The following is a 20,315-nucleotide window of genomic DNA, read 5'->3' as shown; positions in this document are numbered from 1 at the left end:
GCGAATTTCAATATTGAAATTCGCTTTTTTCTTTTGGTTTTGTACCTAAATAAGTTTTGAAAAATCGGGCTTAAAATAATTAGGACCTTTCATTACCTTACCATCTTCGCGATAAATAGGATTTCCATCTTCTCCTAATTTACTCATATTGCTACGTTGTATTTCATCAAAAACTTCTTCGATTTTATGTTGCAATCCGTGTTCTATAATTGTCCCACAAAGAATATACATCATATCACCAAGAGCATCAGCAATTTCTATTAAATCATTATTTTGAACAGCTTCAAGATACTCTTCATTCTCTTCCTTCATCAAATTATAACGAAGCATATTTTTACTTTCACCCAAGTCGGCAATTGGAGTTTCACTATGCCCTATCCTAAATGCTGTATGAAATTCCTTAACAGCGTTGATTTGTTTTTGCATACTTTCTAATTATTGATTTGAAATGGAAAATTAACAACTATTTCTAAACTATTGACTAAATTTGCCAAAAATTATTTAAACATGTTTAGTCAGGGTCAATTAATATTCGCGGTTTGTTTTTTTATAGCCTTCGTTATTACAATGGTAATTGCTTATCGAAAAGATGCCAATCTGCATAAAATTTTCTATAAAGGAAATTATAAAATTCTAATAGGGTTTCTTGTTTTTATTGGACTCTTATTTGTGATAAAAATTTATTTCAAACATTAATATTCAAAAAATAAAAAAACGCCCACTGTGAAGTGGGCGTTTTTTTATTTTATAACATTTCAACTTTTAGTTTTCTGAAGGTAAAAAACCAAAGTTTTTAGAATAATTCAACATTTGTTCAGCAAATGTTTTAGGTTGTTCTACCGCTATTGAGATAATTTCTCCTTTAGCATTTAATTTAGGAACCAAAACCGGATTTACAAAACCACTATAAGGCGCATCAGGAAATTGCTTATTGCGCTCCAAAACTTCAGCGTGTAGTTTTTGATCTACTTTTACACCGTAATTTTCAACTAGTGCTTTTCCAGCTTCATAATCGCCTTCTGATTTTATACGTTGTACTTCTCTCAACAATTGACCAAATAACTCATGTAGTTTATCATAATCGGTAATATTGAAATACGTTTTTCCATTACGAGTAATCTTTTCGATCACATTGTCTTTCTTTCCTTTTTCATATGCCCAAGCACTCACCCACTGACGGTTTCTCATATGAGCTTCTTCAATATTAGCGCCTAATTCTAAACGAACCAACTGCATCATTAACCCATTTCTGATATAACCATCATAACATTGCATTCCTAAATCTTTCCAATTATCTACTAATCCGAGCTCTTGAATTTTTGGATTGTATAAATAGTACAATCCTACTAAATCAGCTCTTCCTTCTTCTAGTGTCGAAGCATAATTTTTCAATGTTTCTTTTGGTGTACCTACACCCGGATTTATTTGACCCGAAGCGTGACCTACAACTTCATGCAAAGAAGTATGTAACTTACCCCCTAGCTCAGCATATTTTTCTGCTAATTTTATTTCTTCTTCATCATTTGCGAATTCTTTCAACCTTCCTTTTCCTCCAGATTTAGAATATGCATCAATAATATTACCTAAAGAAACTGATTTAGATCCATGGTCTGCACGAATCCAATCGGCATTTGGAAGATTAACCCCAATTGGTGTACTCGGAGATGCATCTCCAGATTCACCAGCAACTATAACCGTTTTATAGGATACTCCAACTACATTTTTCTTTTTATGTTCCGGCAATAACGGAGAATTGTCTTCAAACCATTGTGCGTTTTTAGACACTACTTCCATTTTTTTAGACATATCAAAGTCTTTTATCTGAACAATCCCTTCATAAGATCCTCTGTATCCTAATGGGTCATTGTACACTTCAATAAATCCGTTGATGTAATCAATATTTCCTTCTGTTGCATGCAACCAAGCAATATTGTAATCATCCCAAGTTTTAAGATCCCCCGTTTTATAAAAACTAATTAATAATGCAATAGCATCGGCTTGCTTCTTGTTCTCAGCAACTGTTTGTGCTTTCTCTAACCAATAAATCATTTTATCGATTGCTGCACCATACATCCCTTTACTTTTCCATACTTTCTCTTCTAATTCTCCATTTGAATTACGAACTAATTTCGAATTCAAACCAAAAGAATATGGCTTCTTTGGATCTGGACTTGTCTTTTTAGCATAAAATGCTTCAACATCCTTTTGGGTAATCCCATTTTCATAAAAGTTAATGGCTGAACCTTCCAATAATCCTTTTGAGGAATCAAGATTTACTTTTTTCGAATCTACATCATTAAACAGAATTTCTGCAATTTTAGGAGACAATGTCGTTTTCGAGTCTATCAATAAAGTATTAAAATAAGCTAATGAAAAACCCGGCTTAATTTTATCATTTGAATAATGATGATGAATCCCGTTTGAAAACCAAACTCTTTTCAAATACACTTCAAAATCCTTCCAGTCAGCAGTATTTCTGGCTCCTTTATAATTTTGATAAATATTCTCTAACGCTTTTCTGATTTTTAGATTGTATTTATAATTTTGATCCCACATAATATCACGACCAGATGTACCTGCTTGCGTAAGATAGTATACTAATTTCTGTTCTTTTAAGGTAAGATTTTCCCAACCCGAAATTTGGTAACGTAAAACCTTTATATCCGAGAATTGTTCTACCACATAATCAAATGGAGCATTCTGTGTGGGCTTTACTGTTGCGGTTTTCACATTTTGAGCATTACAAACAACAGAAACCGTAATCGCTATAAAAAGACCCGTATTTTTAAGTAGTTTCATTATTCATATTTTTTAGATGTTAAACAAATAGATTTTTAATAGATCCTTAGCAAATATAAGCATTCTTAAAATATCATATAAATATTTGAACCAGATAAACAATAAAAACACAATTTAGAAAATGTAAAATACCAATAAATGAATTCAAAAATCATCTTCCTTATAATTTTGGTTTCTAAAAACACTTTTCAGCCCTTAGAAAATGATATTTTAAGTACAGTTACTTTAGAATATTAATAAAATTTCTAACTTTACAACAGAAACAATCTTACCTATTATGAGAATCATTAAATACCTTTTTCTTTTGTTGTTATTAAGCTTAGTGGCACTAACCATATTTATCGCAACACAAAAAGGAATTTTTACGGTAGTGAGCAGCAAAGTAATAAAATCGCCAAAAGCCACCGTTTTTAATTATGTTAATGATTATAAAAACTGGGAACAATTTAGTTCTTGGATTACAGCCGATAAAAACATAAAATTATCTTATTCTCCGACTACAGCAGGTAAAGGAAGTACATTATCTTGGGACGGAATAAATAATTCCGGTAACATCCAGACATTATACACAAAAGGTAATGATAGTATTGTTCAAAAAATGGATTTTAATGGAACTTCCTCAGATGTAACTTGGCACTTTAAAGACACTTTAGGAGGCACAAAGATAACCTGGAAGTCAAAAGGAAAAATGGATTTTCTATTAAAAGTGAATTCATTTTTAAATGGAGGAACCCAAAATTCATTGACCAAAGTTTATGATAAATGCTTAGCCAATTTAGATAAAGCACTTAATTTTGAAAACAATACTTTTGATGTAAAAGTCGATGGAGTAGTAAAAAAATTAGGAACTTTTTATTTAAGACAATCTTTCACCAGTAAAATATCCGACATTACCCGAAATGCAAATGTCATTTTTCCAAAAATATTAGCATTTTGCGAGCAAAATAATATTGTTCTGAACGGAAAACCATTCATCATATATCACACATATGATTTAGATCATGACCTTACCAAAGTTTCTTTTTGTATTCCTATAAAAGATGAAATCTTTACTAGCGAAGGAAGTGATATTATATCTGCGAAATTGATTCCATTTGAAGCTGTTAAAACAACTCTAACCGGTAATTATACCTATAAAGAAAAAGCTTCGGACAAATCTCTGGAATATTTTACCACAAATAAGATCATTGCAGATTCAACTTTTTCACATTTGGAAATATTTGCTATTGGAAAAAAAGAAACCAAAAGTCCATCAAAATGGAGAACAGAAATCTATTATCCGATCAAACCAAAGGTTGTTCCAACAGCTTATAAAAGAGTCGTAAAAGACAGCCTCACACCTGCTCCTGCTCCAACTACAATTAAAAATGAAGAACACTCTGAATTTTAATTTTTAAGACATTTTTTTTACATATAAGCAATAGCTTATTTAAGACAGGCTATTTTGAATTCTCAAAATAGTACCTCACCATAAATAAAAAAGGACTTGTATTTCCTCACTTTGCTTATATGGCTTGAACTGATTCTTTACTGATAGTATTAAGAATACAACTATTTTATTACTTTAGATTAAACCTTTTTGATTCATTCGTATCTAACTATAAATTTAAAGAATAAAAATTGCAGGAAGAAGAGGAATTAATTAAAAGCTTATTGAACCCGCAAACGCAAAATCAAGCGTTTCAAAAACTCCTGCAAGAATATCAAAAACCGCTATACAACCATATTCGAAATATAGTTTTAAGTCATGATGATGCAGATGATGTTTTGCAAAATACTTTTGTAAAAGTATTTCAGCATCTAAAAAACTTTAAAGGAGAAAGCAAACTATTTTCTTGGATGTATCGTATAGCAACCAATGAAGCCCTCACTTTTTTGAATCAAAAAGCAAAAAAAAGCGGTATTTCATCAGTTGAATTACAAAATAAAACCATTGATAATCTTAAAGCCGACATTTATTTTGATGGAAATGAAATACAAATCAAATTACAAAAAGCAATAGCAACTTTACCAGAAAAACAACAATTAGTTTTTAAAATGAAATATTTTGAAGATTTAAAATATGAAGAAATCTCCGAAATACTAGGCACTTCGGTTGGAGCATTAAAAGCATCTTATCATCATGCTGTCAAAAAAGTTGAAACTTTTGTAACCAGTAATTAAACCATTTAGTCAAGATTAAGTCAAACACCTATTATGAAAGCATTTAAACTAGAAAACGAACCTAAAATAAAACCCGGATTTAAAACTCCAGAGAGTTATCATGATTCATTTTCTTTAAACTTTTTGCAAAATTTACCAAAAGAAGAAATAACAAACGAAGCAAAAGTAATATCAATCTTTAGAAAAAGAAAAAATGTTATACTATCAATTGCTGCTGTATTAGTACTTGGCATAATGGTTCCAATTCTTTACACTATAGAAACAAAAAACAACGAACTCGATTCAGCAACCATCGAAAATTATTTAGCTGAAGATTCTAATATAAGCCAATACGATTTAATTAGTGAAATTGAATCAGAAAACAATAATACTGTAAATACAAAAAAACTGGAAGATCAAGCATTAGAAGACATTTTGGTTGCAAATCCGAACATCGAAAATTTAGTTATCGAAAATCAAAACCCAAATATCAAATAAAGACAAGGGAACTCAAAATCAAGAAAAATGAACATTAGAAAATTATATCCGCTATTATTTTTATTTATTTCCTTTACTTTTTACGCTCAAGGCGAAAGAATGAAGGAAAAAAGAGAGCAAATTAAAGCCATGAAAGTAGCTTTTCTGACCTCAGAATTAAATCTCACGCCAAATGAAGCCGAAAAATTCTGGCCCATTTACAACATTTATGACGACAAGCAGTTCGAATTGAGGCACAACAGAATGAAAGGTTCTTTCAGAAAAATAAATGATGATGAGTTAGACAAGTTATCCGAGAAAGAAGCAACAGCACTTTTAAATCAAATTGAAAGTAATGAAGAAGAGTTATTTCAATTAAGAAAAAAATTCATCAGTAATTTAAAAGATGTTCTTCCCTCAGTAAAAATCATCAAATTAAAAAGAGCAGAAGAAAATTTCAGCAGAAAATTACTGCAGCAATATAGAGACAAAGGTTCGAAAAAATAATTTTTAATTCACTAAACTCCCGTTTGATAGTTACTATTAAACAGGAGTTTTTTTTTATTTAAAACGAATTCGAATCATTTTATTGCGACCAGCGGCAATCGCGGTATTTTTATCTAAAAAACGAATTGTAAACAACGTTTTGTCTTGTAGCAATTGTATCCAGGTTTTCCCTCCATCTGATGAATAAGTCAACCCAGATGCACCAACAACTACCAATCCTTTTCCGTTACTGTTAGGAACATACTGCACACAGGAAGCGAAACCAAATCCTTGTTTTTCGGCAATAAGTTGCCAAGTTTTTCCACCATCATTGGTAACAGCCTTGTTCTCAAAATCCTGACTTGGCACTTCATAATTCCCACCTGCAATAAAACCTTTTTTCTTATCATAGAAATCTGCAGTAAAAATTCCCGTCATTTGCTTTCCTTGCACTATTGGTGTTTCAACGGCTTCCCAAGAATTCCCTTTATCAGATGAATAAAAAACTCTAGATTTTTTTCCACCAGAAACAATCCAGGTATCATTCCCCTTTATAATAATATTTGTATTACTTGCGGCAAAATGAGCTTCACCCTCAAACAATTTTGGCAATTGATTGTTAGGAATCTTACTCCATGTATTTCCACCATCATGGGTTACAATAACCGAAAGACAGTCCTCTACAGGATCACTAACTGCTATTCCATCATTATCATTCCAAAACTGCATACTATCATAAAAAACTTTTTTGTCATTTTCCTGATATACTAACTGCGCCTCTTTCCCGTCTTTAGTAATTCGATACAACAATGCAGGGTTGGCAACATTAAGTGCATATATAAATTTAGATGTTTTTGCTATACTTCTAAACTCAATATTTAGGGTGTCTTTTTTTATAACCTTTTCAAATTTTTTATTTGATTTTAAATCATAAAAACCAAATCTACCTTGGTCTGCAGCATACCATATTTTACTATTATCCAATACTATTGCCCTAATACTTATTTTATCTTGAAACAAAATATCTATTTTCACTGTGCTAAAAACAGCTTGTGTGCTTTTATTTTTAGCAGGGTTTTGAGCTTCAACAAAAAATAAAGTATTCAAAAACAGAATAGTTATAAAAAATTTTCTCATTGTATTACGTTTTTTCAAACAAATATATAATAATATCAAACAAAAAATAGCAGTATCATTTATTTATGGCACAATTGTTGTTTATATCTCAATACAAACAATAACCCAAATAGCCATGAAAGCAAAATTACAGTTAGTAGCACTTATAACTACATTTTTTGCATTGCAAATAAATGCACAGGACAGGACAACGGTAAACGCAATGAACTCTGAAATTAGCGATAATTTAGATTTAAGAGCCGTGTCTTCAATCTTTGGCGAATCACAAAACTTAAAAGATTTCGAAAGAAGATTAAACGACCCTAGAACTAAAATATCGAACTTAGATTTAAATGACGACAATCAAGTTGACTACTTGAGAGTAATTGAATCTATAGAAAAAAGTACACACATAATCATTATACAGTCTGTTATTGGTCGTGACCTCTATCAAGACGTTGCTACAATAGAAGTAGAAAAAGACAGAAGTAACAACGTTTCTATACAAATAGTTGGAAACACTTATATGTATGGTCAAAATTACATTTATGAACCAGAATACTCATATACGCCTCAAATCTATGCTTCATTATGGATCAATAGTTACCAACCTTACTATTCTTCTTGGACATGGAATTATTACCCAAGCTATTACTATTCTTGGACTCCATATCCTTTATACAGATATAGAAGCAATATATATGGCTGCGTAAACTATTACAACAAATACAATTATGTGAATTATAGAAGATGTTACAGAGCTCCGGTAATTTATAATTCTTATAGCTGTAATTGGTATGAAAAACGATATCCAAACTACTCGTTTTCTAGAAGAAACTATCAAGTAGCTAACCGATATGAGTTAGATCAAAGAAGATACAATAACAATAATAGATCTAGAAATGAGATTGCTTACTCTAGAAACAATTCTGATTATTCAAGAAACAACAGCAATTACAACAGTAATTCACAAAGAGAATACAGTCAAAATAGAACGAGTGCACCAAGAGAATATGCTACACAAAGAGTAGAATCTCAAAGAGATTATTCACAAAACAGAGTATATACTCAAAGAACAGAACCTCAAAAAGACTACTCTCAAAGAGATTATTCTCAAAATAGAACAAATACTCAAAGAGAAAATAACAATCAGAGTGTAGAGCGTCAAAGAGACTATTCTGAAAACAGAGGAAACTATCAGAGAGAAAACAACTCACAAAGATCTGAATCACAAAGAAATACAGATTATAGTTCAAGAAGCTCAAACAGAAGAATCTAGAACTATTTTAAATTCAAAAAAAAGGCTTGGAATTTACACACCAAGCCTTTTTTATATTTTAAGAAATAAGTCATTCTATTTTGTTTAAAAATAGTAAATTTGACGAGTTTTTATAAAGAATATAGATGAGCGCAACGCACAAAGACCTCCACAGTAAATTAACTTTAGGCGGTTTATTAATTTCTCTAGGAATAATTTATGGAGATATCGGAACATCTCCATTATACGTAATGAAAGCCATACTTGGCGAATATATCATAAACGCAGACATTGTTTTAGGTGGTATATCTTGTGTTTTTTGGACACTTACTTTACAAACTACGATTAAATACGTATTAATCACATTAAGTGCAGACAATCATGGTGAAGGTGGAATTTTTGCCTTGTATGCCTTAGTCAAGAAAACTAAAATTAAATGGTTGATTGTCCCAGCCATTATTGGAGGTAGTGCCTTACTTGCAGACGGAATCATTACACCTCCTATCTCTGTATCTTCAGCCGTTGAAGGAATGAGAAGTTACTTCCCTCACATAAACACAGTCCCGATTGTAATTGGAATTCTTTTAGTATTATTTACAATTCAGCAATTTGGAACTAAATTGGTTGGTAAGTTTTTTGCTCCAATGATGCTTATTTGGTTTGGAATGTTGGCAACATTAGGTGTTTATCAAATATCTATGCACCCAGAGGTTTTCAAAGCAATAAATCCTTATTATGCTTATAACTTATTATCTATTCATCCGGAAGGCTTTTTTGTATTAGGTTTTGTTTTCCTTTGTACCACTGGAGCCGAAGCCTTATATTCAGACATGGGGCATTGCGGAAGAAAAAACATCAGAATCAGTTGGATTTTTGTAAAAGCTGCATTGGTTCTTAATTATTTCGGACAAGCTGCATACTTAATACATCATGAAGGTGTAACATTACAAAGCTTAGGCGGGAAATTTGCAAACCCTTTTTATTTAATGATGCCAGAATGGTTTAAACCTTTTGGAATTGTTATTGCAACCCTTGCAACCGTGATTGCTTCGCAAGCACTTATTTCTGGATCCTTTACTTTGATAAACGAAGCCATGAAACTAAGCTTTTGGCCAAAAGTTAAAATCAAATATCCTACTGAATTACAAGGGCAACTATATATCCCATCTATAAACTGGTTGCTGTTTTTTGGCTGTGTCGGTATCGTTTTGCACTTTGAAGAATCAAGCAATATGGAACATGCCTACGGATTGGCCATCATTCTATGTATGATAATGACAACCGTTTTACTAAATTATTATTTGATAATGAAAAGAGTAAAATGGTACTTTTTCGTTCCATTAATCACTAGTTATTTAGCGATAGAACTCAGCTTCTTGGCTGCCAACATTACAAAATTTGCAGAAGGTGGTTATGTAACACTTTTTATTGCCATGATTTTGATTGCTGTTATGACCATTTGGTATAGAGCAAAACAAATTAGTAAAAGCTACACTAAAGTTGTAAAAATAGACGATTACAAAAAAGTACTGGAAGAATTAAGTGCTGACTTATCTATTCCTAAATACGCAACGCATTTAGTATATATGACTAATGCCAATCGTGGTGATGAAATAGAAGAAAAAGTAATGTATTCAATATTACAAAAAAGACCAAAAAGAGCTGATATTTACTGGTTTGTACACGTAAATATTTTATCTGAACCATATAAAACAGAATACAAAGTAAAAGAAATTCTAAAAGACGATTTATACCGCGTTGATTTCAATTTAGGTTTTAGAGAGCCTACAAAAATCAACTTGATGTTTAAAGAAGTTATCAAAGACATGGTGAAAAATGGCGAAGTAGATATTACCAGTAGATACGAGTCTTTGAACAAAAACAACATTATTGGAGATTTTAAATTCGTATTATCTGAAAAATTCTTATCCAATGATAGCGACATGCTTTGGCATGAAAAATTGATTATGAATTCATATTTCTTTATTAAAAAACTAAGTCTTTCCGAAGAAAGTGCTTTTGGATTAGACAGTAGCTCTGTAAAAATAGAGAAATTCCCAATGGTACTTCATCCACCAGAAAACATTGGACTAACAAGAGTATACGTTAAAAACTAAAAATACCTAAAAAACACTGTCACAAAACAGTGTTTTTTTTTGATTAAAATATAAATCTTAGTTTTAATCAATAAATAGTACCTTTGCACTTCAATTATTCAAAATGAGATTACACAGAAATTTAGTTTACACTACCATCGATGCTCTCAACGCTATTTTTAACGAAGGAGAATATGCGGATAAAGTAGTCGCGAGATCCCTAAAAAAAGACAAACGTTGGGGAAGTTCAGATAGAAAATTTGTTGCTGAAACCATCTACGAAATCGTACGTTGGAAAAGATTATATGCCGAAATTGCCGAAGTAAAAGAACCATACGACAGAGATAATCTTTGGAGAATGTTTGCTGTATGGGCAGTTTTAAGAGGATATCCAATTCCAGATTGGAGACAATTAGAAGGAACTCCGGAACGAAAAATCAAAGGTCGTTTTGATGAGCTTTCAAAAGTAAGAGCTTTAAAAGAATCTATTCCGGACTGGATGGATGAATTGGGAGTAAAAGAACTAGGTGAAAAAGTTTGGGCTACAGAAATTGCAGCTCAAAATCAGCCTGCAAAAGTAATTTTAAGAGTCAACACCCTCAAAACTACAAAAGAAAACTTAAGAGCTATTTTGATGGATTTAAACATCGAAACAGAGTTCTTAAAAAATCAACCTGACGCTTTAGTTTTAAAAGAAAGAGCCAATGTATTCTTGACAGATGCCTTTAAACAAGGGCTTTTTGAAGTTCAGGATGCCAATTCGCAATTAGTTGCTCACTTCCTAGATGTAAAACCAGGAATGCGTGTAGTAGATACTTGTGCTGGTGCCGGAGGAAAAACATTGCACATCGCTTCTTTGATGGAAAACAAAGGACAATTAATCGCAATGGATTTATACGAAAGCAAATTAAAACAACTAAAGCTTAGAGCTAAAAGAGACGGCGCTTTCAATATCGAATACCGTATTATTGACTCTACAAAAGTCATCAAAAAGCTTCACGAAAGAGCTGATAGAGTTTTGATTGATGCTCCATGTAGTGGTTTAGGGGTACTTAAAAGAAATCCAGACTCTAAATGGAAACTAAAACCTGAATTCATTGATAACATTCGTAAAGTACAGTCAGAAGTTTTAGAAAGTTACTCAAAAATTGTGAAGCCAGGCGGTAAATTAGTTTATGCGACCTGCTCTATTTTACCATCTGAAAATCAAGAACAAATTGCTCGTTTCTTAAAAACTGATATTGGCAAACAATTCAATTTCATAAAAGATCATAAATTATTAGCATCTGAGTCTGGCTTTGACGGCTTTTATATGGCTTTATTAGAAAGAAAGGAAAGCTAATTCACATTATAAAGTCTATACAAAAAAAGTCCTCGATTATCTCGAGGACTTTTTTTATATGACTTAGAATCTTTGAACTTAGAAGCTTAGAAACTCTTCATTAATCATTCATAGAGATTAAAAACTCATCATTATTTTTAGTTTTCTTAAAGCGGTCATTAATAAAATCCATAGCTTCTATTGGATTCATATCCGAAAGATATTTACGCATAATCCACATTCTTTGTAATGTTTTTTGATCTAACAACAAATCATCACGTCTGGTACTTGACGATGTTAAATCAATAGCCGGGAAGATACGTTTATTAGCAATTTTTCTATCCAATTGCAATTCCATATTACCAGTCCCTTTAAATTCTTCAAAGATAACCTCGTCCATTTTAGAACCTGTTTCCGTCAATGCTGTTGCAATAATACTTAATGAACCACCATTCTCAACATTACGAGCTGCTCCAAAGAAACGTTTAGGTTTTTGTAATGCATTAGCATCTACCCCTCCGCTCAATACTTTACCAGAAGCTGGTTGAACAGTATTATAAGCTCTTGCCAAACGAGTTATAGAATCTAGAAGAATTACAACATCGTGACCACATTCTACCAAACGTTTCGATTTTTCTAAAACTATATTAGCAATTTTTACGTGTTCTTGAGGCTCTCTATCGAATGTAGAAGCAATAACTTCTCCACGCACACTACGTTGCATATCCGTAACCTCTTCAGGACGTTCATCTATCAATAAAACAATCAAATAAATTTCAGGATGATTAGCAGCAATTGCATTAGCAATTTCTTTCAAAAGCATGGTTTTACCCGTTTTAGGCTGTGCTACGATCATTCCACGTTGCCCTTTACCTATAGGAGAAAACAAATCAATAATTCGGGTAGAAATTGTACTTTGTTTTTCCGCCAATCTAAATTTTTCAGTTGGAAAAACTGGAGTTAAATGTTCGAATGAAACTCTATCTCGGACAACTTGTGGATCGTGTCCATTTATTTTTAAAACGCGTACTAAAGGAAAAAACTTTTCTCCTTCTTTTGGAGGTCGAACCACTCCTTTTACCGTATCACCCGTTTTTAAACCAAATAATCTCACTTGTGAAGTAGACAAATAAATATCATCTGGAGAAGCTAAGTAATTATAATCCGAAGAACGTAAGAAACCATATCCATCAGGCATCATTTCAAGAACACCTTCGCTTTCTATAATTCCATCAAATTCAAAATCAGAATCTTTGAAATTACTTTTTTTGTTTTTAAAATTAGGATTTTGGTTTGGATTTTGATTTTGATTCGGGTTCTGATTTTGGTTTGGATTGTTATTCCCGTTTTGATTCTGAACCTTCTTATTTAATTGATTGGGGTTTATTTTTTTTTCAATAGCAGGTTTTTCAGTCTGTACGGTTGGTTCTACTGCTACTTCAGAATTAGTATCTGAAGGAGTTGCTTCAACAGCTGCAGCTTCTTTTAAAGCTTCTCTTTCTTTTTGCAAAGCCAGCTTTTTCTCGTAAGCAGATTTACTAAACTTTACTACTTTACCTTCCTTTTTTTGAGGCAATTCATCCTTCTTTTCATCATCTTTAACATCATCTTTGACTGGCAAAATAGTTTTTTCCTTTTTTTCTGGAACAACAACTACTTCTTGGGTTTCTTCTTTACTTTCTTCATTTACATTATCTTCTTCATTTACAAACAAAGAGGGTGCAGCTTTTTTGGAAGAAGTAGCATTTTTTTGAGGAGCAGCTTTTTTCGCGGGAGCGATCCGAGCTCTTTTAGGCTTATCTTCTGTAACACTCTCTTCCGGTTTTTTTTCTACAGTTGATGCAACAGCTGCAGCTTGATGTTCCAAAATTTGACTAATTAAAGCTTCTTTTTTTACACCGTTATATTTTATGGTTTTAGCTGTTTTAGCTATTTCTTGAAGCTCAGAAAGCTTCAATTCTTTTAATGCAGAAATATCAAACATGAATGTTCTATTTGTTTAATTAATTTGGAAATAATGTAAAGATTTTTTGGTAGTATCTTAGTTAAATAGACCGCAGTATGAAGTGCTTACGGTAATGTTATGCAATAATACAAATAAAATTTATCATACAATAGTATTTAATAAAAAGAAAATATATTTTTGTAGAACATTTTTAAGAACATGATACAAAGAATTCAGACTATATATTTATTCCTTACTTTTATTGTAGTAGGGATTTTGCCATATATTTTTCCTTTATGGAAAATGGATAACGGAAAAGATTATTTTTTTATGCAAAATCAAATCTTTGTTATTCTGTTAGGATTAAGTACTGCAATAACTGTTTATAGCATTATAACATTTAAAAAAAGACAAACTCAATTTGTTGTTAACAGATTGAATATCGTATTAAATTTGATTTTATTAGGATTGTTTGTATATCATTCACTAAATCTATCTGGAGGAACACCTGCTGTTTCAGAGAAAGGTATTGGGATGTTTCTACCTATCTTGGCCATTGTACTATTAGTCTTGGCAAACAAAGCCATCAAGAAGGATGAAGATCTTGTAAAATCTGTGGATCGATTGAGGTAAACCTATAAAATTAATTTATTAATGTGCGAAGAGAACCCGAATGTAATAATTCGGGTTTTTTTATTACAGAAAAGAACTATTATTTTCTAAAAAAACACAGAAATACAATCTTCAAAAATCATTTTTTTTTCATAAATTTGATAACCAGTTCAAGAAAACATGACAGCAAATACAAGAATTCATCTAGCAGACGATCATAAAATAATTATCCACGGAATTCAAACATTACTAAACACCATACCTAATTTTGAAGTCGTAGGTTTTTCATTAAACGGAACTACTATTTATGACGATGTCATAAATAACAATGCCGATATTTTGGTATTGGATATTAGTATGCCCGAAAAAGACGGCATTGAAGTGGTTAAGGAATTTGCAAAAAAAGGATTCCCTTGCAAAGTTATCATTCTTTCCAGCTATGATGATCTAAAACTAATAAAAGAAATTATGGATTTAGGTGTTAGTGGTTATTTAACGAAGCAATGTGCCGGCGAAAATATTATTGAGGCGGTACAGGCTGTAGCAAATGGTGAAGAATATTTTTGCGAATCTATACGTGAAAAAATATTCAACAAAGCTATTAAAAATAACCCTAAGCTAAATATCTACAAGCCCAAAGTAAACCCTTTGCTGACAGAGCGTGAAATAGAAATCATCATCTTGATTGCATTAGAATATAGTGGAAAAGAAATAAGTGAACAACTGTTTATTAGTACAAACACTGTTGAAACACACAGGAAAAATATCTTAAAAAAATTAAAAGCAAAAAACACCATAAGCATAGTCAAATATGCCATGAACAACCATTTAATTATTTCTTAAGATTTAATAAACTTATTCTAATTCAACAATCCTTCTTATACTGATTGAGTTCATTTATGTTTCAAAATCGATTTCTTTTTCTATTAACATTTGCACTAGTGCTCTTTTTTAGTAAAATTTCTTTTGCTCAAAAAAAAACACTTACAGATAAAGAAATCACTCTATTAATAAATGCCGCCAGTACTGAAAGAAACAATAGTGAGTATGAAAAATCATTACTAAAATCAAGAGTTGCCTTAGAGAATGCCATCAATAATAAAAATTACGATTTAATTGCCCATTCTTATTTAGTAATTGCCGCAAACTTCGATGAGTTAACCGAACCGACCAAGGCTTTATTCTACTATAATCTAGGGCTTTCTTATGCCAAGAAAACCAATAACAACATATTAAAAAACCAGTTTTACAACAACTTGGGAAACATATATTGTTTTGACAAAAAACAATATGACAAAGGCATTTATTATTACAAAAAGTCATTAAGCATCAGTAAAAAAATCAATGACACTGAACAAATATTACTTACTAATCTAAATATTACTTGGGCCTATTTCGATATTAATAAATTCCAAGAAGGTTTTCCTTATCTAAAATACATCAACCAATACCAACCCATTCACGGAAATGAAACAACAATTGTTGCTGTATACATGTTGAACGGAATGTATTATAACTACAAAAACGATAATGAAAAAGCCTCAAAATATTTCAATCTAGCTATTAAATATGGTAACTCCGGAAACGAAAAATCTGATTTATCATACTCTTACTTAGAGTACTCAAATTTCTTAAATAAAAATGGTCGCTATAAAGAGGCTTATCAAAATCTTCATCTATACAACAAAATTACCGATGAACTCAACATCGAAGAAAAGCTCAAAAAAGCCAATATAATTGGGATGAATATTGAATTAGATCAATACAAAAGAGAAATTGACAAAATTGAAACCAAGTATAAAATCAAACAAAACAAACTGATTGAAGAACAATCCAGAAACAAAAAAATTGTAATTTTCATTTTTTTACTTTTCATATCTGCCGTAGTTTTTTTCTATTATTTCGTTCAGAATCTTCGCTTAAAAGAAAAAAACAAACTCAATGATTTACAAAGCAAAATACAGGAAAACATCATTAATGCTTCTATAGATGGACAAGAATTAGAGCGAAAAAAAATAGCCTCTTTTTTGCATGATAATATTAGCTCTTTACTTTCCTCTGCGGGCATACACCTCAAGGTTTTTACTTCTACAAATATTGCACAACCAGAAGAAATATTAAAAACTAAAATAATACTTGAAGAAGCCCATAATCAAATCAGAAGTTTATCCCACGAACTTATGCCTTCACTTCTAGTTCGATTTGGATTGCTATATGGTCTAGATGATTTATGTGAAAAAAATTCTAATTCAAATATCAAAATAGAATTCAACAGTTTAGTCCCAATAAAAAGACGCTACAACGAAGAATTTGAGATGAAACTTTATTTTATAATTACTGAATTACTAAACAATATTATTAAACATAGCCAAGCCACTAATGCAAAAATCGCTTTAGAAGAAATGAATGACAACCTTCTTATTGTGGTTACTGATAACGGAAATGGTTTTATAGACAATGAATTTGAACTAAAAGATGGCTTTGGTATTAACCAAATTAGAGCCCGAATGAATAATATGAAAGGTGAATTCGTTATCAATTCTATTCTTAATACCGGAACTACAATTACCTTAAAAACACCTATTCTAAATCCATAAAACTAAATTTGTTGCAAACAATTTTAGTGATTAGCCATCCTAAAAAACAAAAAATCTTTACTAAAATATATAGCTGCATTTACAACCGATCATCAAATAGTTATGTCTTCTTCCCTATTTCTATAATTTCCAAATCCTTTATTTTGTCCCCATCAATTACAAAACGAAGCATCGTTCTTACTTGATGAAAACCGCTTATTCCCGCAGCACCAGGATTCATATGCAACAGATTATTCTTTTTATCAAAAATTACTTTAAGAATATGTGAATGTCCACAAATAAACAACTTTGGTGGATTTGATGCCATTTCATCTTTCAGAGCTGGGTTATATTTGCCAGGATAACCACCTATGTGCGTAATCCAGACATCAACACCTTCACAGAAAAAGCGGTTGTGCAACGGAAATTCTAATCGTGCCTTTGTATCATCAATATTTCCATAAACACAGCGCAGGGGCTTTAATTTCTTTATTGTATCTGTAACTACCAAATCTCCAATATCTCCAGCATGCCAAACTTCGTCAACCTGATTAACATATTTTAAAATAGTATCATCAATATGACTGTGAGTATCGGAAAGTAAAAGGATTTTTGTCATTTTTTAGTAGTTTATTCCTGCTTTCAGCTTCAAATGTAATTCACTGAACTTTTACTTTAATAAAAGCTCAATAAAAAACAATCTTTTTATTTTTAAAGAAAAACAAAAAAGGATTTCAACTTCAATCAGGTCTAGGACATTTCGACAAAATTAAACATTCTAGTTTTAAATAAAAAACAACCAACCGAAACACATTCTTTGTAAATTTGCATCTAAAAAATTCTGTCAGAACTGTCTGATTATAAAATATCACAATCGAACACTGACACTAAATGCTTAATACTTATTTTGAGATATTTTATAAAATTAGCTTACAACGGAACCCAATATCATGGTTGGCAATACCAACCCAATGCTTCATCTGTTCAAGAGACAATGAACAAAGCATTTTCGGTTATACTTAATTCCGAAATTAATCTCATGGGAGCCGGAAGAACAGATACTGGAGTTCATGCCAAAGAAATGTATGCCCATTTTGATTTTGACACTCCATTTGACATTCCAAATTTAGTACATAAGCTTAATTCTTATTTACCAAAAGACATTGTTATATATGATATTATCCCTGTTTCTGATGAGGCTCACACCCGTTTTGATGCTACAAAAAGAACTTATGAATATCACATAAACACTTTTAAAGATGCATTTCTACAAGAGCAAAGTTGGTACTTTCATCAAAAACTGGATTTAGACTTGATGAATGAAGCTGCAAAATTGCTATTAAAACATACCGATTTTCAATGTTTTTCAAAGGTAAACACCGATGTAAATACATTTGACTGCGATATTTTTGAGGCCTATTGGACTCGAAGCGGAGCCGAACAGAGCGGGGCTAAACAAGAAAACAGCAAGTTAATTTTTACTATATCAGCCAATCGCTTTTTGAGAAATATGGTTCGTTCTATAGTAGGAACCTTAATCAACATCGGGTTGCACAAAATCACTTTAGATGATTTTGAATCGATTATAAAAAGTAAAAGCAGAGACAAAGCAGGATTTTCGGTTCCGGCACATGGGTTATATTTAACCAAAATAGAATACGATTTTGAGAAAATTAGATAATTAGATAATTAACCATCAACAACTAACAATTAACGCAGAACTTCAATTTTGAAAGCAAAAGCATTTGATACCCGATTATTCAAAAGAATATTAAAATATACTAAACCCTATCAATGGCGATTTAATGGTGTAATTATTTTTGCCATCTCACTCTCTGTTTTTGCGGCATTACGTCCTTATTTATTAAAACAAACTGTAGATAGTTATATCCAACCCAAAGATCAAACCGGTTTATTGATCTACATCACCTTAATGGGTGTTGTGCTTATACTTGAGGTTTTGGCACAATTTTTCTTTGTGTATTGGGCCAACTGGCTTGGTCAGGATATTGTAAAAGATATTCGGATAAAACTATTCAAGCACATTTTGAGTTTTAGGATGAAATATTTTGACCTTGTACCTGTAGGTCAGCTCGTAACTCGATCCGTATCTGACATTGAGGCAATTGCCCGTATTTTTAGTCAAGGGCTATTCATGATTATAAGTGACTTGATGAAAATGCTGGTTGTACTGGTTTTTATGTTTTACATGAACTGGAAACTAACCTGGATTGTGATTGTTGCCATGCCAATTCTGATTTTTATTACTCGAATTTTTCAAAAAAAGATGCAAATTGCCTTTGAAGAAGTACGAACTCAAATTGCCAATATGAACTCCTTTGTTCAAGAAAGAGTTACTGGTATGAAAATTGTTCAGCTCTTTCATCGTGAAGACATTGAAGCCGAAAAGTTTAGAGTTATCAATGACAAACACAATAGAGCTTGGATAAAAACCATTTTATACAACTCCATTTTCTTTCCTATTGCCGATATTATTTCTTCATTAACACTTGGTTTTATTGTTTTATACGGAGGATTTCATATTTTAGAAGGTGATACTTCGACCACTTTTGGGGATTTATTTTCGTACACTATGTTCATCGGGATGTTGTTTAACCCGTTACGTCAAATTGCTGATAAATTCAACGAGATGCAATTGGGAATGATTGCTGCCAATCGTGTTTTCGACATTCTGGATACTCAGGATCAAATACAAGATACTGGGAAGATAGAAGCTCCATTATTTCAGGGAGAGATACGTTTTGAGGAAGTTCGTTTTGGTTATATTCCAGATGAGGAAGTCATCAAAGGAATTGATCTTGAAGTTACTGCCGGACAAACCATAGCTATAGTAGGATCTACAGGAGCAGGAAAATCAACAATAATTAATCTACTAAATCGCTTTTATGAAATTAATAGCGGTTCGATATATATTGACAATCACAATATTGAGAACTACACTTTAAGTTCTTTGCGTAAACAGATTGCGGTGGTTTTGCAGGATGTTTTTCTTTTTGCAGATACAATTTTCAACAATATCACTCTTAACAATCAAGAAATTTCGCGTGACCAAGTTTTTGCTGCTGCAAAAAAAATAGGCGTGCATGAGTTCATAATGAGTTTGCCTGACAATTACGATTTTGATGTAAAAGAACGCGGCGTAATGCTATCCTCCGGTCAGCGACAACTCATTGCTTTTTTAAGAGCTTATGTTAGTAACCCTAGCATCCTTATTCTGGATGAAGCGACTTCCTCTATCGACACACATTCTGAAGAACTTATTCAGCGTGCTACAGAAACCATTACCAAAGGAAGAACATCTATCGTTATTGCACATCGATTGGCAACCATTGTCAACGCTGATAAAATTGTAGTAATGGACAAAGGACGTATCGTAGAACAAGGAACACACCTAGAACTAATAAACCAAGAAAAAGGATATTATAAAAACTTATATGAATCTCAGTTTTCTGTAGCTGAATAACAA

18 protein-coding genes are annotated in these 20,315 nt (G+C 31.8%); 13 read left to right on the top strand and 5 right to left on the bottom strand.

Annotation, left to right across the window (positions count from 1 at the left end):
• Nucleotides 1–45 precede the first annotated feature (45 nt).
• On the bottom strand, nt 46–426 hold the full coding sequence (locus OZP08_RS10665; protein WP_268846076.1) for a nucleoside triphosphate pyrophosphohydrolase family protein: 381 nt from the start codon (nt 424–426) through the stop codon (nt 46–48).
• Nucleotides 427–507: 81 nt separating this feature from the next.
• On the opposite strand from OZP08_RS10665, the gene OZP08_RS10660 reads away from it, so the two are divergent.
• Nucleotides 508–696 carry a hypothetical protein gene (locus tag OZP08_RS10660; RefSeq protein WP_281321805.1) on the top strand — a complete coding sequence of 63 codons (189 nt, stop codon included), beginning with the start codon at nt 508–510 and terminating at the stop codon, nt 694–696.
• A gap of 66 nt (nt 697–762) precedes the next feature.
• Here the strand turns inward: OZP08_RS10660 and OZP08_RS10655 are convergent, their stop codons facing one another.
• Nucleotides 763–2,799 carry a dipeptidyl-peptidase 3 family protein gene (locus tag OZP08_RS10655; RefSeq protein WP_281321804.1) on the bottom strand — a complete coding sequence of 679 codons (2,037 nt, stop codon included), beginning with the start codon at nt 2,797–2,799 and terminating at the stop codon, nt 763–765.
• Nucleotides 2,800–3,076: 277 nt separating this feature from the next.
• Between OZP08_RS10655 and OZP08_RS10650 the strand changes: the two genes are divergently transcribed.
• The 4 genes from OZP08_RS10650 (at nt 3,077) to OZP08_RS10635 (ending at nt 5,925) form a co-directional block, all read left to right on the top strand.
• Entirely contained in the window at nt 3,077–4,189 is a 1,113-nt protein-coding gene (locus OZP08_RS10650; protein ID WP_281321803.1) for an SRPBCC family protein, read from the top strand.
• Between the two features lie 230 nt (nt 4,190–4,419).
• Nucleotides 4,420–4,962, top strand: a complete 543-nt coding sequence (locus OZP08_RS10645; protein ID WP_268846074.1) for an RNA polymerase sigma factor — start codon at nt 4,420–4,422, stop codon at nt 4,960–4,962.
• A gap of 33 nt (nt 4,963–4,995) precedes the next feature.
• Entirely contained in the window at nt 4,996–5,439 is a 444-nt protein-coding gene (locus tag OZP08_RS10640; RefSeq protein ID WP_268846073.1) for a hypothetical protein, read from the top strand.
• Between the two features lie 27 nt (nt 5,440–5,466).
• The gene (locus OZP08_RS10635; RefSeq protein ID WP_281321802.1) at nt 5,467–5,925 is read left to right on the top strand and encodes a sensor of ECF-type sigma factor; all 459 of its coding nucleotides are present in this window, start codon (nt 5,467–5,469) and stop codon (nt 5,923–5,925) included.
• Nucleotides 5,926–5,979: 54 nt separating this feature from the next.
• Here OZP08_RS10635 and OZP08_RS10630 read toward each other — a convergent pair whose 3' ends face one another.
• The gene (locus OZP08_RS10630; RefSeq protein ID WP_281321801.1) at nt 5,980–7,041 is read right to left on the bottom strand and encodes a WD40/YVTN/BNR-like repeat-containing protein; all 1,062 of its coding nucleotides are present in this window, start codon (nt 7,039–7,041) and stop codon (nt 5,980–5,982) included.
• A gap of 115 nt (nt 7,042–7,156) precedes the next feature.
• Between OZP08_RS10630 and OZP08_RS10625 the strand changes: the two genes are divergently transcribed.
• From OZP08_RS10625 to OZP08_RS10615, 3 genes are all read left to right on the top strand, one after another.
• Complete coding sequence (locus OZP08_RS10625) at nt 7,157–8,299, top strand: hypothetical protein (protein WP_268846072.1); 1,143 nt, start codon at nt 7,157–7,159, stop codon at nt 8,297–8,299.
• Nucleotides 8,300–8,424: 125 nt separating this feature from the next.
• On the top strand, nt 8,425–10,395 hold the full coding sequence (locus OZP08_RS10620) for a KUP/HAK/KT family potassium transporter (RefSeq protein WP_281321800.1): 1,971 nt from the start codon (nt 8,425–8,427) through the stop codon (nt 10,393–10,395).
• Nucleotides 10,396–10,498: 103 nt separating this feature from the next.
• A complete protein-coding gene (locus OZP08_RS10615) occupies nt 10,499–11,716 on the top strand; it encodes an RsmB/NOP family class I SAM-dependent RNA methyltransferase (RefSeq protein WP_268846071.1) in 1,218 nt (405 codons plus the stop codon).
• Between the two features lie 100 nt (nt 11,717–11,816).
• On the opposite strand, the gene rho is transcribed toward OZP08_RS10615, so the two are convergent.
• On the bottom strand, nt 11,817–13,679 hold the full coding sequence (rho, locus tag OZP08_RS10610) for a transcription termination factor Rho (RefSeq protein ID WP_281321799.1): 1,863 nt from the start codon (nt 13,677–13,679) through the stop codon (nt 11,817–11,819).
• 180 nt (nt 13,680–13,859) lie between these two features.
• Here rho and OZP08_RS10605 point away from each other — a divergent pair, with 180 nt between their 5' ends.
• From OZP08_RS10605 to OZP08_RS10595, 3 genes are all read left to right on the top strand, one after another.
• Complete coding sequence (locus OZP08_RS10605; protein ID WP_268846068.1) at nt 13,860–14,273, top strand: DUF4293 domain-containing protein; 414 nt, start codon at nt 13,860–13,862, stop codon at nt 14,271–14,273.
• Between the two features lie 159 nt (nt 14,274–14,432).
• Nucleotides 14,433–15,095, top strand: coding sequence for a response regulator transcription factor (locus OZP08_RS10600; RefSeq protein ID WP_268846067.1), 663 nt, complete (start codon nt 14,433–14,435; stop codon nt 15,093–15,095).
• A gap of 98 nt (nt 15,096–15,193) precedes the next feature.
• Complete coding sequence (locus tag OZP08_RS10595) at nt 15,194–16,849, top strand: tetratricopeptide repeat-containing sensor histidine kinase (RefSeq protein ID WP_281321798.1); 1,656 nt, start codon at nt 15,194–15,196, stop codon at nt 16,847–16,849.
• Nucleotides 16,850–16,949: 100 nt separating this feature from the next.
• On the opposite strand, the gene OZP08_RS10590 is transcribed toward OZP08_RS10595, so the two are convergent.
• Nucleotides 16,950–17,447 carry a metallophosphoesterase family protein gene (locus OZP08_RS10590; protein ID WP_268846064.1) on the bottom strand — a complete coding sequence of 166 codons (498 nt, stop codon included), beginning with the start codon at nt 17,445–17,447 and terminating at the stop codon, nt 16,950–16,952.
• A 288-nt stretch (nt 17,448–17,735) separates the two neighbouring features.
• On the opposite strand from OZP08_RS10590, the gene truA reads away from it, so the two are divergent.
• Both truA and OZP08_RS10580 read left to right on the top strand, forming a co-directional pair.
• Complete coding sequence (truA, locus tag OZP08_RS10585; RefSeq protein WP_281321797.1) at nt 17,736–18,509, top strand: tRNA pseudouridine(38-40) synthase TruA; 774 nt, start codon at nt 17,736–17,738, stop codon at nt 18,507–18,509.
• Between the two features lie 48 nt (nt 18,510–18,557).
• Nucleotides 18,558–20,312, top strand: coding sequence for an ABC transporter ATP-binding protein (locus tag OZP08_RS10580; RefSeq protein WP_281321796.1), 1,755 nt, complete (start codon nt 18,558–18,560; stop codon nt 20,310–20,312).
• Nucleotides 20,313–20,315: the final 3 nt, after the last annotated feature.

The organism is Flavobacterium aestivum, assembly GCF_026870175.2.
Taxonomy (GTDB): Bacteria; Bacteroidota; Bacteroidia; order Flavobacteriales; family Flavobacteriaceae; genus Flavobacterium; species Flavobacterium aestivum.
This window is presented reverse-complemented; position numbering and strand designations above follow the sequence as displayed.